Source organism: Sinomonas sp. T428B, from assembly GCF_056780155.1.
In genome coordinates this window covers 872,520-886,892 of the sequence record NZ_JBRAZR010000001.1, presented here as the reverse complement: position 1 = coordinate 886,892, position 14,373 = coordinate 872,520, and the positions used below count along the sequence as shown (strand labels likewise).

Genomic DNA, 14,373 nt, shown 5'->3' with positions numbered 1-14,373 from the left:
CGGATGCGCACGACGGCGCCGCACCTCGCCTGGATCCTCCCGGCTGGGGTGCGGCGCCGCCGTCGTGCGCCAACGCCCTACCCGCCGCCGCTCCCCGGCCCGCTGCCCGCGGTGTCGCGGAGGGCCAGGGCCGCCTGCACGAGCGCGGCGTGCGTGAGGGCCTGCGGGAAGTTCCCGAGCTGCTCGCCCGTCTCCGGGTCCATCTCCTCCGCGTAGAGGCCCAGCGGCGTCGAGCGCCCGAGCAGTGATGAGAAGAGCCCGACGGCCTCGTCCCGCCTCCCGGTGAGGGCCAGCGCCTGCACGAGCCAGAACGAGCAGGGGAGGAAGGCGCCCTCGGTCCCGGGGAGGCCGTCGCGGCCGGGCGGGTAGCGGTAGACGAGGCCGTCCCCGGCGGACAGCTCGCTCCGGATGCGGTCGATGGTGGCCCGGACCCGCGGGGAGGCGGGATCGTCGAAGCCGAGCACGGGGAGCATCAGGAGGGCCGCGTCGACGTCGTCCGCCCCGTAGGCGCGCGCGTAGCTGCCCGTGGCGGCGTCCACTCCCCGCTCCCGCACCTCCGCGGCCAGGGCGGCGCGCGCCTGCTCCCACCGGCGCCGCCGGCCCCGCCCCACGCGGTGGCGCTCGGCCAGGCGCAGGGCGCGGTCGAGGGCCAGCCAGCCCATGAGCTTCGAGTGCACATGGTGGGCGGGTGCCCCCCGGACCTCCCAGATGCCGGCGTCGGGCTCGCGCCACCGGGCGGCGACCAGGTCGGCGAAGGCCCGCATCGCGCGCCACGTCTCCGAGTACAGGCGGTGGCCGCCCTTCTCGAAGACCCACGCCGCGTCCAGGACCCACCCGTAGCCGTCCAGCTGGTGCTGCTCGGCGGCGAGGTTCCCCAGGCGCACGGGCGTGCTCCCCGCGTAGCCGGGCCACGCCAGCTCCCGCTCCCGCGGCACCGTGCGGCCCATGAGCGTCAGGAGGGCGGGCAGGCGCGGGCGGGCCAGCCTGCTCGCGTGCAGGAGCCAGCTCAGGAAGCTGCCGGCCTCGCGGGTCTTGCCGGCGCCGAGGAAGGTCGCCACCCCGATGCTCGCGTCCCGAGGCCAGGTGAAGCGGTAGTCCCAGTTGCGGACGCCGCCCGGGTTCTCGGGCAGCGACGTCGTGGGGGCGGCGACGGGCGCCCCCGACGGGGAGTAGGTGAGCAGCCGCAGCGTGAGCAGGCTGCGCACGACGGCGGGGCGGAAGGGCAGGTCGGTGGCGATCTCCGCGGCCCACGCGTCCCAGCGGGCCTCCTCCGCGGCGACGAGCTCCCACGCCGCGGCCGGGTCCACGTAGACGAGCGGCTCGCCGTAGGCGATGCCGAGCACGAGCGTGAGCGGCTGGCCCGGGACGACGACGGCCCGCAGCGGGGCCCCCGGCTCCAGCTGCAGCGTCGGCTCGCACTGGAGCGAGAGCGCCAGGGGGCCGGACTCGCAGACCAGGTGCCCGTTCCGCCTCGACCACCGGAGCTCGCGGGGCCTCGCGGGCCGGGGGTTGTACTGCACCTCGACCTCCACGGGCTGTCCCTCCGCCGCGACCCGGCGCACGAGGAGGCTCGTCGGCAGCAGCCGGCCGGAGACCTCGGCGACCATGGCCTCGGTGAGGGTGAGCCGCCCGCCGTCGGCCGCCCACACGGTCTCGAGCGTGGCGGAGTCGCCGCGGTAGCGGCGGGACAGGACGGAGCCGGGCCGGGCGGGGCTCACCCGGAAGGAGCCCGCCTGCGGGCCCCCGACGAGCCGGCCGAACACGGGCGGGCTGTCGAAGGCGGGCGCGCACATCCAGTCGATCGAGCCGGAGCCCGAGACCAGCAGGGCCGTCCGGGTGTCGCCGAGCAGGCCGTAGTCCCCGATCGGGACCGGGGCCGTCGGCATCGCGCTCACCGGGCCCCGAGGAGCAGTCCGAGGACGACGCCGTAGAGCACGTGCGCCGCGGCGGCGACGGCGGGCGTCTGGATGCCGTAGTTGAGCCCCAGCAGGCCTGGCGGCTCGAGACCCGCGCGGCTCGACGGGCCCGCCCGGTGCGAGGCCATGCGCGGGTGGACCCCGGGCAGGAGCGGGAGGATGAGCGTCAGCGCGACGAACCCGTGCAGGAGCCCGAGCAGTCCGCCGAGCCACCAGCTGCTCCAGCCCAGGAGCGCGAAGGTCCCGGCGTAGCCCAGGGCGAACGTCTGCCCGGCGATCAGGTGGAGGAAGAAGCCCACCACCCGGGCGCGGTCGGGATCAGGGGTGACGAGGGTGCCGAGGACGAGGGGGAGGTCCAGGCGGGTGAAGCCGGCCATCTGCGCGGCGATCATCACAGCGGTAAGGGCCCCGGTGGCCATCAGCCCGAACAACGCCCAGCCTGACCAGTCCATGCCAGACACTCCCTGTACGTCCTCGTGGTGGCATGTAGAGCGGCGCAGGGACGGCCGCTATTCCCGGCACGGCCCCCGGCCATCGGCGCAACTAAGGTGGACCCATGAGCGAGAACGGCGAGCAGGCCGAGGGCCGCGCCCCCTCCCCCATCTCGAACGCGGTCGCGGTGCTGCGCTGCTTCAGCGTGGACGAGCCGCTCCTCGGCGTCACGGACATCGCCGCTCGCGTGGGCCTGCACAAGAGCTCGGCCTCGCGGATCCTGGCCACCCTCGAGTCCGAGGGCCTCGTGGAGCGGGACGAGCCGAGCCGGCGCTACCGGCTCGGCCTCGGGCTCATCGCGATCGCGGGCCCGCTCCTGGCCGACCTCGACGAGCGCCGCGTCGCCTACCCCGTGCTGTGGGACCTCGCGGAGCGCACCGGCGAGACGACGGCGCTGCTGCTGTGGAACGGGCACGAGGCGGTCTCGGTCGAGCAGATCCCGAGCCGGCAGCAGGTCAAGCACACGACGACGCTCGGCACGCGCTACGGGACCGCGCTGTCCTCGTCGGTGCAGGTGTTCCTTGCGACGCTCGCCCCCGAGCGCGTGCGCGAGCTCCTGACGAGCGGCGCCGTCGCGTACGCGGAGGCGGACGACGCCGGGCTGGACGCCTACGCTGCCCGGCTCGCCGAGGCGGCGGAGCGCGGGTATGCGGTCAACTACGGCGAGACCTCGGACGAGGAGGTCGGCGTCGCCGCACCCGTGTACGACCACCGCGGCGACGTCGCCGCGGCCGTGCTCATCTCGGCGCCGCGCTTCCGCGTCTCGCCCGAGCAGCTCACCACCCTCGGTGAGGCCTGCGCGCTCGCGGCCGCGGACGTCACGCGCCGCCTCGGCGGCAGTCCGAACTGAGCCATCCGCCCCACACCCTATGTTGCGGGGTCACCTCCCAACGTTGCGGGGTCACTTTCCTGTGATGCGGGGTCACCTCCCAACGTTGCGGGGTCACTTTCCTGTGATGCGGGGTCACCTCGACTCGCAGTGCGGGGTCACCTCGACTCGCAGCGAGGACCGGGGCCAGCCTCTGACGCACGACGGCGGCTGGTCACCCCTTGGGGCCGAAGGCGACCAGCCGCCGTCGTGCATCATCGCTCTGATCCGGATCGCAGGGACATGACCCCGCATCGTTGAGACATGACCCCGCATCGTTGAGACATGACCCCGGATCGCTGGGGACGTGCCACCGGGTCGCTCAGGCGTCCTCGCGGTCCGGGTTCTCGAGCCGGAAGAAGGTCGACTGCCGCCCGTCGGTACGCGTCTCCTGGTAGATGAAGTTGAGTCTGCGCTCGTCGAAGGTCTTGAACCACTCGTCCCAGCTGACCCGATCGAGCGAGTCGCTGTCGCCGCCGAAGTCGATCCGCAGCACCCCGAGCCGGTCACCGTGCTCGGTACCGGGGACGGTCGCAGGGAGGCCGTTGCGCTCCTCGGCCCACCGGCGGATCACGTCGTGGTGGGTCGTGACGAGGCTGCGGCCCTCGCGCTCCGGCTCGTCCTCCGGCGAGGTGACCTCCTGGGAGTACTTGAGCGAGTCCGAGCTCCCGCTGCCGGTACGCATGCGGCCAGCGTCCGGGCCGGCGTCCTCTGCGGCGTCGGCCCGCCGTCCTGCGTCGCCTGCCCGACCCCCGCGTCCGGCCTTGACAAGGGCCTCGACGAGCTCATCCTTGCGCAGGTCCGAGGTGCTGCCGATCCCCGCCTCCTTGGCCTTCTCGCGGAGCTCGTCCACGGTCATCTCACGCAGTTCGGTCTCGCTGACCTCGGGCGTGTTGGGCGTCTGGTTTCCGGGCTGGTCCGCCATGGTCCCTCCTCGTGAGGACGTGGCCTGATAGGAACGTCTGGACACTTCCCCGCTCCCCCAGCACCAAACCCGCCGGCGGCGCCTCCCTCGCCACGCCCGCCCCGCGGCGCCTACTCGGCGATGTCCTCCGCCCACAGCTCGGGGTGCTCCCGCTGGAACGCCTCCATCATCGCCACGCAGCGCTCGTCGTCGAGCACGACGACGTCGACGCCGCGCGAGCGCAGGAGCTCGAGCTCGCCGCCGAACGTGCGCTGCTCGCCGACGACGACGCGCGGGATCTTGAACTGGATGACCGTCCCGGCGCACATCGCGCACGGGGCGAGCGTCGTGTACAGGACGGTGTCGCGGTAGGTCCGCTGCCGCCCGGCCGCGCGCAGGGCGGACATCTCGCCGTGCGCGATGGGGTCGCCGCCCTGGACCCGCTCGTTGTGGCCGACGGCGACGACCTTGCCGCCGCGGACGAGGGCCGCGCCGATGGGGATGCCGCCCTGCCGCAGCCCCTCCTGGGCCGCGGCGAGGGCGGCCTCGAAGCCCGGGTCGCGAGTCACCGGCCGCCTCCCGGGACGAGCATGACCTTGACCGCGCGCCGCTCGTCCATCGCGGCGTAGGCCTTGGCGGCGTCCTCGAGCGGCATGACGGAGTCGAACACGAGGCCGGGGTTGATGGCTCCGGAGAGGACATCCTCGAGCAGCTCGGGCAGGTAGTGCCGCGTCGAGGCGGCCCCGCCGCCCACGCTGATGTTCTTCGAGAAGAGCACGCCAATCGGCAGCTCGGCGCCGCCGGCCGGGACGCCGACGAACCCGAGGCTCCCGCCGGGCCGCGTGCAGCGCAGCGCCTGGTCCATGGATTCCTTCGTGCCGACGCACTCGAGCACGGAGTCGGCGAGCACTCCCCCGAGCAGCCCGCGCACCCTCTCCGCGGCCTCGGCGCCGCGCTCCGCGACGACGTCGGTCGCGCCGAGCTCCCGCGCGATCGCCGCGCGGTCCTCGTGGCGGGACATCGCTATGATCCGCTCGGCCCCAAGCCGCCGGGCGGCGAGGACCCCGCAGAGGCCGACGGCGCCGTCGCCCACCACCACGACGCTGCGCCCGGGCCCGACGCGCGCCGCGACGGCCGCGTGCTGCCCCGTGCCCATGACGTCGGAGAGCGTCAGGAGGCTCTTGAGGAGGTCCTCGTCCGGGTCGGCAACACCGGGGACGGGCACGAGCGTCCCGTCGGCGAGCGGCACGCGGACGCGCTCGCCCTGGCCCCCGTCGACCGGGAGGCCCTCCTCGTCGGAGCCGCCCCACGAGGCGCGGTGCTCGCACGCGACCTGGACGCCGTTGCGGCACGGAGGGCACGCGCCGCACGAGACCGCCCACGGCGCGACGACGAAGTCCCCCACGGCGAGGGTCGAGACCGCGTCGCCCACGGCCTCGACGACGCCGACGAACTCGTGCCCGATGGGCTTCGGCCGGGAAATCTCGCGCACGCCGCGGTAGGGCCACAGGTCAGAGCCGCACACGCAGGTCGCAGCGACGCGCACGATCGCGTCGCCGGGGAGCCGCAGCTCGGGGTCCGGCCGGTCCTCGACGCGGATGTCGCGGGTGCCGTGGATCATGGTGGCGCGCATGGTGCTCCTCGGGTAGGCCGTCCCTTCGACCCTACCGGGTGGACTGCGCGCCTGATCGCCCTGTCAGGACACGATTCCCCAGTCGGCCAAGACTGCCTCGCAGAAGTCGTCGTTGGTGCCGGTGGAGCCGAAGATCAGCTTCTCGCTGAGCACGTTCCCGGTTGCCATGTCGATCAGGAGCAGCGTGCGGACCTGGCCGTCGTTCTTGGCGATGACCTTCCCCTCGTGGCCGACCACCCGGGCTCCGCCAGTGGCGAGGAGGGTGATGCTGAGGGTTCCGTCGCCGTTGTCCACGATGGACAGGTCCTTGGCGGTCCCGCGGATGTACTCGGTGACCGTCATGCCCTGGTAGGTGAAGGTCCGGGCCAGCCGGGTGTTCTCGTGGTAGAACTCGAACTCCCCTGGGCCCCTCTGCACGATCCTGGCGGTTCCGGTGAGTTCGAAGGTGAGGTCAGCAGTGAGCCCGCTCACTCCGCAGAAGTTGGTGAGCGGACCCGAGAAGGATTCGCTGAGGTCCCAGCGGTCAAGGACGGCGGCGCTGGACGGGGCCGCGGCCCCCGCGACGAGGCCTATGGAGACGGCGGCTGTGACGATGCTGCGGTGCAGGCGGGACATGGGAGTGTCCTCTCGGTGTGCCCGGGGCCCTGGCCCCATCATGGGCAGGAATGCGGCGAGTCGCGGCGCCCCCAGCGGCCGTCAGGAGGCGGCCAAGGCGGTGATGACCCGCCGTGGCCGGACGTGGCGCTCTGGTTCGCAGGGGCGCCAGACAATCCCCCCGAACGGACGGACCGCGCCTCCGCAGCACGAGGATACGCCCGTCCTGGGGCCTGCACTAGAAGCACGACGGCGGCCGGTCGCCTTCCGCTGCGGAAGGCGACCGGCCGCCGTCGTCAGTCTGCCGGAACTGCCGGAAGGTCAGCAGATCAGAGGTTCGACTCCGGGAGGTGCACCGGGTAGACCTCGCGGAGGAGGTGGGCGGTCTCGGACGGCGTCTTGCCGACCTTGACGCCGGCGGCCTCGAGGGCCTCCTTCTTGGCCTGGGCCGTGCCGGAGGAGCCGGAGACGATGGCGCCGGCGTGGCCCATGGTCTTGCCCTCGGGGGCGGTGAAGCCCGCGACGTAGCCGACGACCGGCTTCGTGACGTTGTTCTTGATGAACTCGGCCGCGCGCTCCTCGGCGTCGCCGCCGATCTCGCCGATCATGACGATCGCCTTCGTGTCCGGGTCCTTCTCGAACGCTGCGAGGGCGTCGATGTGGGTCGTGCCGATGACCGGGTCGCCGCCGATGCCGATCGCGGTCGAGAAGCCGAGGTCTCGCAGCTCGTACATCATCTGGTAGGTCAGGGTGCCGGACTTGGACACGAGGCCCACGCCGCCCTTGCCGGTGATGTTGGCCGGGGTGATGCCCACGAGGGCCTCGCCCGGGGTGATGATGCCGGGGCAGTTCGGGCCGATGATGCGCGTGGTCTGGTTGCCCTCGGCGTCCTTGCGAGACTGCGCGAGCGCCCAGAACTCGGCAGAGTCCTGGACCGGAACGCCCTCGGTGATGACCACGACGAGACCGATCTCGGCCTCGATGGCCTCGACCACGGCGTCCTTCGTGAAGGCCGGCGGGACGAAGACGATGGACGTGTCCGCGCCGGTCTCGGCCATGGCCTCCTTGACGGAGCCGAAGACGGGCAGCTCGACGTCCGCGCCGTGCTGGTCCTGGTGCTTGACGGTGGTGCCGGCCTTGCGCGCGTTGACGCCGCCGACGATGTTGGTCCCGGCCGCGAGCATGCGGGCCGTGTGCTTGGAGCCCTCGCCGCCCGTGATGCCCTGGACGATGACCTTGTTGTCCTTGTTGAGGAAGATCGACATTTTCTCTCGTCCCTTACTTCGAGGCGTTGGCCAGCTCGGCGGCCTTGTCGGCGCCCTGGTCCATGTTCTCGGCCAGCGTCACGAGCGGGTGGTTGGCCTGGTGGAGGATGCGGCGGCCCTCGTCGACGTTGTTGCCGTCGAGGCGCACGACGAGCGGCTTGTTGGCCGAGTCGCCGAGCTTGTTGAGGGCGCCGACGATGCCGTTGGCGACGGCGTCGCACGCCGTGATGCCGCCGAAGACGTTGACGAACACGCTCTTGACCTGCTCGTCGCCGAGGATGATCGACAGGCCGTTGGCCATGACCTCGGCCGAGGCGCCGCCGCCGATGTCGAGGAAGTTCGCCGGCTTGACGTTGCCGTGGCGCTCGCCCGCGTAGGCGACGACGTCGAGCGTGGACATGACGAGCCCGGCGCCGTTGCCGATAATGCCGACCTCGCCGTCGAGCTTGACGTAGTTGAGGTCGAGGGCCTTGGCCTTGGCCTCGAGCGGGTCCTCTGACTCCTTGTCGACGAGCTCCTCGTGCTCGGCGTGGCGGAAGCCGGCGTTCTCGTCTATCGAGACCTTGCCGTCGAGCGCGATGATCTCGCCCGAGCCGGTCTTGACGAGCGGGTTGACCTCGACGAGCGTGGCGTCCTCGCCCTTGAAGACGTCCCACAGCTTGACGAGCACGTCCTGGATCTTCTCGCGCAGCTCGGGGGCGAAGCCCGCCTTCTCGACGATCTCGGCGGCCTTGGCGGCGTCGATGCCGACCGTCGGGTCGACCGGGACCTTGGCGAGGGCCTCGGGCCGCTCGACGGCGAGCTGCTCGATCTCCATGCCGCCCTCGACCGAGCACATGGCGAGGTAGTTGCGGTTCGCGCGGTCGAGCAGCAGCGAGAAGTAGTACTCCTCGGCGATGTCGGCGCCCTGCGCGATCATGACCTTCTTGACCGTGTGGCCCTTGATGTCCATGCCGAGGATGTTCGTCGCGTGCTCGAAAGCATCGTCAGCGGACTTCGCGACCTTGACACCGCCGGCCTTGCCGCGGCCGCCGATCTTCACCTGTGCCTTGACGACGGTGACGCCGCCGATCTTCTCGGCCGCAGCCTTGGCTTCCTCAGGGGTGTGCGCAACGATTCCGGCCAGCACGGGCACGCCGTGTGCCTCGAACAGATCGCGCGCCTGGTATTCAAACAGGTCCACGGTTCAGTGTCCTCTACGTCGAAGTAGTTCTGACTCGGAACACCCGTGGTTCGCCGCGGGAGCTACCCGCCGCGGGCCCAGTGCTCCAAGGGGAAACTCTAGCCCCTCGCTTTGGCGACAGTCCCCTGAGGCCGGGATTCGTGACCAAGGGCACACCTCTACATCGTGTAGAATTCGCTGCCCGTCGCCGCCACCGAGGCCGCGAGGGACGTGTCGTTGCGGGAGATCGCGTAGTGGACCGCGGCGGCGATGGCGGCCCCGATGAACCAGGAGAACGGCGCGAGGGCGGCGAACACGGGGACCAGCGCCAGGATCACCGCGGGGACGGCCGAGGCCGCGAACGAGACGATGGCCCGGGGGTTCCAGCCCCGCCTGTACGTGTAGAAGCCCTCTTCACGGAACAGGTCCCGGACCACGACGCGCTGCCTGCGGAGCACGTAGTAGTCGACCATGATGATCCCGAACAGCGGGCCGAGCAGCGCCCCGAGGCCGCCGAGGAAGAGGTTGACCACCACGGGGCTGTTGAACAGGTTCCACGGCGTGATGAGGAGGGCGATCACGGCCGCGGCCAGGCCGCCGCGCCTGAAGTCGATTTTCGCGGGCCACACGTTCGAGAGGTCGTAGGCGGGCGAGACGAAGTTCGCCACGACGTTGATGCCGAGCGTTGCGACCGCGAACGTCACGGCCCCGAGCAGCATCGCCCAGATGTTGTCGATCCGCCCCACGATCTCGACCGGGTCGTAGATGTGCTCGCCGTAGACCGCGAACGTCCCGGCGGTGACGACGACGGAGACGAGGGAGAACGCCATGAAGTTCACCGGCAGCCCCCACAGGTTCGCCGTCCACACTGCCTTGCGCGTCGGCGCGAAGCGCGAGAAGTCGCAGAAGTTCAGCAGCAGGGTCGAGAAGTACGTCACCGTGAGCGCGACGGCCGCCAGGAAGGCATGCCCCGTGCCCCAGGCCGCCGTGCCGCCGGGAAGGTCGAGCGAGATGGTCCAGCCGGCGTTGGCCAGGATGTACACGACGAGCAGGGCCATGACCGCCCACACGGCCGGGCCGGCCCAGTCCTGGAACCGCCGGATCGTCTCCATCCCGTGCCGGAGCAGGAACAGCTGGAGCGCCCACATCAGGAGGAAGCCCAGCCAGCCGAGGGTCGACTCGCCGAGGAAGTCGTTGCGCGTGAGGCCCTCGAGCTCGGGCCAGACCTGCAGGGCGATGACGATGACGGCCCGCGAGGCGAGCCACGTCTGGATCCCGTACCAGGCGATGGCGACGAGGGCCCGGATGAGAGCGGGCAGGTTCGCGCCGAAGGTCCCGAAGGAGATCCGGGCGAGCACGGGGTAGGGGACGCCCATCTTCTGGCCCGCGTAGCCGGACAGGTTCATGAGGAGGAAGACGACGACGATCCCCACGACCAGCGCCAGGAACACCTGCCACGCCCCGAGGCCAAGCGCGAAGAGCCCCGCCGCGAAGGTGTAGCCGCCGAGCGAGTGGATGTCCGACATCCACATGGCGAAGAGCGAGTAGAAGCCCCAGCGGCGGTGCTCCGCCGGTGCGAGGTCCTCATTGTAGAGGCGCGCGCTCACATCCGGTGGGACTGGCTGAGGCATCGTCACCGCCCCCTTCCAGGGCTTCCTGTGCTGTGGTTTCTGCTGGTCAGCTCACCTTCGTGAGCGGCGCGTAGCGCAGCAGGAGGCGCTTCTCCCCCACCGAGAAGCTCACCTTCGCCACGGTCTTGTCCCCGCTGCCCTCGACGCCGATCACGGTGCCGTTGCCGAAGGCGGTGTGGTTGACCTGGTCGCCTACGGACACGGCGATGACCTCCTTCTGCGGCTGCACGCGCCCGGCCCGCTGGGCCGGCGTCGCCGAGATGGTCTGGAACTGGGCGCCCTTGCTCGTCCCGGCGCCCCACGAGGAGCCGCCGTAGCGCGACCCGAGCCTGTCGTACCTGTCGCTCGCGCTGCCGACGGCGGGCGGCCGCTTGGTGCCCTCGCGCTTCCAGTCGATGAGCTCGGCCGGGACCTCGCCGATGAACTGGCTCGCGGGGTAGTACTCGCTCTGCCCCCATAGGCTGCGCACCTCGGAGCGGGTCAGGTAGAGCCGCTTGCGGGCGCGGGTGAGCCCCACGTACGCGAGCCGGCGCTCCTCGGCGAGCTCGTCGGGGTCCGTTGCCGAGCGGCGGTGCGGGAACACGCCGTGCTCCATGCCGGTGAGGAACACGACCGGGAACTCGAGGCCCTTCGCGGTGTGCAGGGTCATGAGGGTCACAACGCCCTGGCGCCGCGCCTCCGCGACGGCCGCGTCCACCTCCTCCTGGCTCGCGCCCTCCGGCGCGTCCGGGATCTGGTCCGCATCCGCGACGAGCGAGACCTGCTCGAGGAAGTCCCCGAGCGTGCCCTCGGGGTTGTCCCGCTCGAATTCGCGCACGACGGCGACGAGCTCGGCGAGGTTCTCGACGCGCGACTCGTCCTGGGGATCGGTCGAGGCGCGCAGGGCCGCGAGGTAGCCCGTCTGCTCGAGGACGGCCTCGAGCGACGCGGCCGCGCCCGAGCCCTCGGCCACCGCGGCGAGGTCGTCGAGGAGCTTCACGAAGGCCCGGACCGAGTTGACCGAGCGCGTGGCCATGCCCGGCGCCTCGTCGGCGCGGCGCATGGCGGCCATGAAGGAGATCCGGTCCCGCTGCGCGAGCGCGGCGATCGTGCCCTCGGCCCGCTCGCCGATCCCGCGCTTCGGCTCGTTGAGCACGCGGCGGAGGTTGACGTCGTCGTCCGGGTTGACGAGCACGCGCAGGTAGGCGAGCGCGTCCTTGATCTCCTTGCGCTCGTAGAAGCGAGTGCCGCCCACGACCTTGTAGGGCAGGCCCACGCGCATGAGGATCTCCTCGAGGCTGCGGGACTGGGCGTTGGTGCGGTAGAAGACCGCGACGTCCCCGGGGCGGAACTCGCCGGAGTCCGTGAGCCGGTCGATCTCGCCGGCGATGAACCGGGCCTCCTCGTGCTCGTTCTCTCCCGCGTAGCCGATGATCTTCTCGCCGTCGCCCTCGGCCGTCCACAGCCGCTTCTCGGGGCGGTTCGGGTTGCGGGCGATGACGGCGTTTGCGGCCGAGAGGATGGTCTGCGTCGAGCGGTAGTTCTGCTCGAGCTTGATGGTCCGCGCCTCGGGGTAGTCCTTCTCGAACTCGACGATGTTGCGGATGTCCGCGCCGCGGAATGCGTAGATGGACTGGTCCGAGTCGCCCACGACCGTGAGCTCGGCGGGCTCAGTCCCGTGCCCGTCCTCCTTGGCGCCGACGATCTCCCGCACGAGCGCGTACTGGGCGTGGTTGGTGTCCTGGTACTCGTCGACGAGGACGTGCCGGAAGCGGCGGCGGTAGCCCTCGGTGATCGCCGGGAAGGCCCGGAACATGTACACCGTCTGGGCGATGAGGTCGTCGAAGTCCATCGCGTTGGCTTGGCGCAGGCGGTCCGTGTAGCCCTTGTAGACCTCGGCGACGCCGGCCTCGAAGGGGTCGTTCATGTTCGCCCGGGCCGCGAAGTCGTCGGCGTCGACGAGCTCGTTCTTGAGGGCCGAGATCTTGTGCTGGATCGCCTTCGGGGTGACCTTCTTCGGGTCCAGCTCGAGGCCCTTGTGCACGAGCGTGATGAGCCGCAGCGAATCCGCAGCGTCGTAGATCGAGAAGTTCGAGTTGAGCCCGATCGACTTGGCCTCGCGGCGCAGGATCCGCACGCACGAGGAGTGGAAGGTCGAGATCCACATGCGCTGGGCGCGCTCGCCCACGAGGTGCTCGATGCGCTCCCGCATCTCGGCAGCGGCCTTGTTCGTGAACGTGATCGCGAGGATCTCGCCGTGGTGCGCGCGGTGCGTCGCGAGGAGGTAGGCGATGCGGTGCGAGAGCACGCGGGTCTTGCCCGAGCCAGCGCCCGCGACGATGAGCAGCGGGCCGCCCGCGTGGGTCACGGCCTCGAGCTGCTGCGGGTTGAGCCCCTCGAGGAGCCGCGCGGCGGCAGCCTCCTCCTCGCGCCGGGCGTCCTCGGCGGGGTCGGACGCGGGCAGCCAGCCCGCGGGGAGCTCCTCGGGGGGCCCGTCCTCCTCCGGGACAGGGGGCAGCTCCTCGGCGTCCGGTTCGTACGCGCCGCCGGGCATGCCGGGCTTGGGCACGTTGGCATAGGGATCGAAGAGCATGTCCATGATCCCTCCATTTTAGGCGGCGAGGCCGACACTCCTCACGCAGGGCCGGCCCGCCTGCCGGTCACTCGGCCTTCGGCTCCTGTGTGGGTTCCCGGCGCACCCCGTAGTGGTGCCCCTCGCTGTCCGTCTCGACGTCGATGCCGTTGAGCTCGCTCAGCTCTTTGGCGTCCTCCGGGTTGGTACCGTACCGTTCCGGCTCGCCGGGGTCGCGGCGGTTGGCGGCCCCGTAGACGCTGCGCAAGTGCGCCATGGCCCGCATGAAGGCGCGCACGCGGGTCTCGTGGGAACCTGGCTCGTGCCGTTCCATGGCGTCTTCCTCCCTGCCGTCCCTCACGGCGTGTCCGGGCGCGTGGCCTGCATCGTCTCGCTGCTTGCGAACACCTCGCGCATGATCTCGAGGACCCTGTTCCTGGATGAGAGCTGCTCGACGAGGCAGTTCTCGAGCCGCTCGGCGACCGACTCGTCCAGCCACTCGCGCGCGTACACCGCGAGCGGCTCGTACGCCGCGATCGCGCTGTACTGCACCTCGAGCGCGAGCGGCAGGACGGCCAGGTCCGCGATCGTCTCGTCGGTCTTGCGCAGGACGGCGTGTGCCTCGCGGTCGAGCCCGTCCGCGAGGTGGCCCGGCGGCACCGCGACGTTGCGCCCGAGGTCGGCGAAGAGGTCCTCGAGGACGGCGGCATGCAGGCGCGCCTCCTCGGCCAGGTCCAGGACGAGCGCGTTGACCTCGCGGCGCTGGGAATGCTGCTCGAGGACGCCCAGGGTCACGATGGCCCGGCGGCTCGTGCCGCGCGCAATGCCCAGCCGGTACACGAAGAGCTCGTGCGCCTCGGTGAAGTGCTCGAACATGGTTCTCCCTCGCCTCCTGCGGGGGCGGGTGTGCGAGATCCGGACACTCCGGGAGCATCCGCCCCGGTCGTATCCCCATTCTCGCCCCGCCCGAAGACGCGAGCAATGGAGGGCACGTGCACTGGAGGCGCGGGCAGGGGAGGGCATGAGCAATGGACGGTGCCGGGACTTCCCCAGGCACCGTCCTCAGGCCTCGGCGCCGCAGGCCCCTCTGCCATCGGCGCCGGGCGGGTCACCCGTCGGCGCTGCGGTGCTGCTCCGCGATGTCCGCCGGATCGGCCTCGTCGACCACGATCTCCTCGGAGTCGAACAGCCCGTCCTCCTCGTCCCAGACCGTGAGGTCCGGCTCGACGACGAAGTCCTCGGACGGGTCCTCCTCACGGCGGGCCTGCTCGTCGTCGTTATCGATGACGGCCACGTCGTCCTCCTTCCGCTCCTCGAGTGCGTCCAGCACAGCACCGCGGATGCGGCTGGTCAAGGG

The 14,373-nt window shown here is 71.4% G+C and carries 14 protein-coding genes; 1 reads left to right on the top strand and 13 read right to left on the bottom strand.

Annotation, left to right across the window (positions count from 1 at the left end; genetic code table 11):
* Positions 1-77 precede the first annotated feature (77 nt).
* Positions 78-1,886: a glycoside hydrolase family 15 protein gene (locus tag ACUYMY_RS04180; RefSeq protein ID WP_481704952.1), complete on the bottom strand. Its 1,809-nt coding sequence runs from the start codon at positions 1,884-1,886 to the stop codon at positions 78-80.
* Positions 1,887-1,891: 5 nt separating this feature from the next.
* Positions 1,892-2,368, bottom strand: coding sequence for a hypothetical protein (locus ACUYMY_RS04175; protein ID WP_481702367.1), 477 nt, complete (start codon positions 2,366-2,368; stop codon positions 1,892-1,894).
* Between the two features lie 104 nt (positions 2,369-2,472).
* Between ACUYMY_RS04175 and ACUYMY_RS04170 the strand changes: the two genes are divergently transcribed.
* On the top strand, positions 2,473-3,258 hold the full coding sequence (locus ACUYMY_RS04170; protein ID WP_481702366.1) for an IclR family transcriptional regulator: 786 nt from the start codon (positions 2,473-2,475) through the stop codon (positions 3,256-3,258).
* A 340-nt stretch (positions 3,259-3,598) separates the two neighbouring features.
* Here ACUYMY_RS04170 and ACUYMY_RS04165 read toward each other — a convergent pair whose 3' ends face one another.
* From ACUYMY_RS04165 to ACUYMY_RS04115, 11 genes are all read right to left on the bottom strand, one after another.
* Positions 3,599-4,201 carry a Rho termination factor N-terminal domain-containing protein gene (locus ACUYMY_RS04165; RefSeq protein WP_481702365.1) on the bottom strand — a complete coding sequence of 201 codons (603 nt, stop codon included), beginning with the start codon at positions 4,199-4,201 and terminating at the stop codon, positions 3,599-3,601.
* A 110-nt stretch (positions 4,202-4,311) separates the two neighbouring features.
* On the bottom strand, positions 4,312-4,749 hold the full coding sequence (locus ACUYMY_RS04160) for a nucleoside deaminase (RefSeq protein WP_481702364.1): 438 nt from the start codon (positions 4,747-4,749) through the stop codon (positions 4,312-4,314).
* Complete coding sequence (locus tag ACUYMY_RS04155) at positions 4,746-5,813, bottom strand: zinc-dependent alcohol dehydrogenase family protein (RefSeq protein ID WP_481702363.1); 1,068 nt, start codon at positions 5,811-5,813, stop codon at positions 4,746-4,748. The genes ACUYMY_RS04160 and ACUYMY_RS04155 overlap by 4 nt, the downstream gene beginning before the upstream one ends.
* A 63-nt stretch (positions 5,814-5,876) precedes the next feature.
* Positions 5,877-6,428, bottom strand: coding sequence for a hypothetical protein (locus tag ACUYMY_RS04150; protein ID WP_481702362.1), 552 nt, complete (start codon positions 6,426-6,428; stop codon positions 5,877-5,879).
* 308 nt (positions 6,429-6,736) lie between these two features.
* Complete coding sequence (gene sucD / locus ACUYMY_RS04145; RefSeq protein WP_481702361.1) at positions 6,737-7,672, bottom strand: succinate--CoA ligase subunit alpha; 936 nt, start codon at positions 7,670-7,672, stop codon at positions 6,737-6,739.
* A 13-nt stretch (positions 7,673-7,685) separates the two neighbouring features.
* Positions 7,686-8,855 (bottom strand): ADP-forming succinate--CoA ligase subunit beta, encoded by a 1,170-nt coding sequence (gene sucC / locus ACUYMY_RS04140; protein WP_481702360.1) that lies wholly within the window; start codon positions 8,853-8,855, stop codon positions 7,686-7,688.
* Between the two features lie 158 nt (positions 8,856-9,013).
* A complete protein-coding gene (locus tag ACUYMY_RS04135; RefSeq protein WP_481702359.1) occupies positions 9,014-10,465 on the bottom strand; it encodes an NCS1 family nucleobase:cation symporter-1 in 1,452 nt (483 codons plus the stop codon).
* Positions 10,466-10,511: 46 nt separating this feature from the next.
* Positions 10,512-13,043: a DNA helicase PcrA gene (gene pcrA, locus ACUYMY_RS04130; RefSeq protein WP_481702358.1), complete on the bottom strand. Its 2,532-nt coding sequence runs from the start codon at positions 13,041-13,043 to the stop codon at positions 10,512-10,514.
* 61 nt (positions 13,044-13,104) lie between these two features.
* Positions 13,105-13,350 (bottom strand): hypothetical protein, encoded by a 246-nt coding sequence (locus tag ACUYMY_RS04125; RefSeq protein WP_481702357.1) that lies wholly within the window; start codon positions 13,348-13,350, stop codon positions 13,105-13,107.
* A gap of 23 nt (positions 13,351-13,373) precedes the next feature.
* Positions 13,374-13,892, bottom strand: a complete 519-nt coding sequence (locus tag ACUYMY_RS04120; protein WP_481702356.1) for a DUF892 family protein — start codon at positions 13,890-13,892, stop codon at positions 13,374-13,376.
* A gap of 232 nt (positions 13,893-14,124) precedes the next feature.
* The gene (locus ACUYMY_RS04115) at positions 14,125-14,310 is read right to left on the bottom strand and encodes a hypothetical protein (RefSeq protein ID WP_481702355.1); all 186 of its coding nucleotides are present in this window, start codon (positions 14,308-14,310) and stop codon (positions 14,125-14,127) included.
* Positions 14,311-14,373 lie beyond the last annotated feature (63 nt).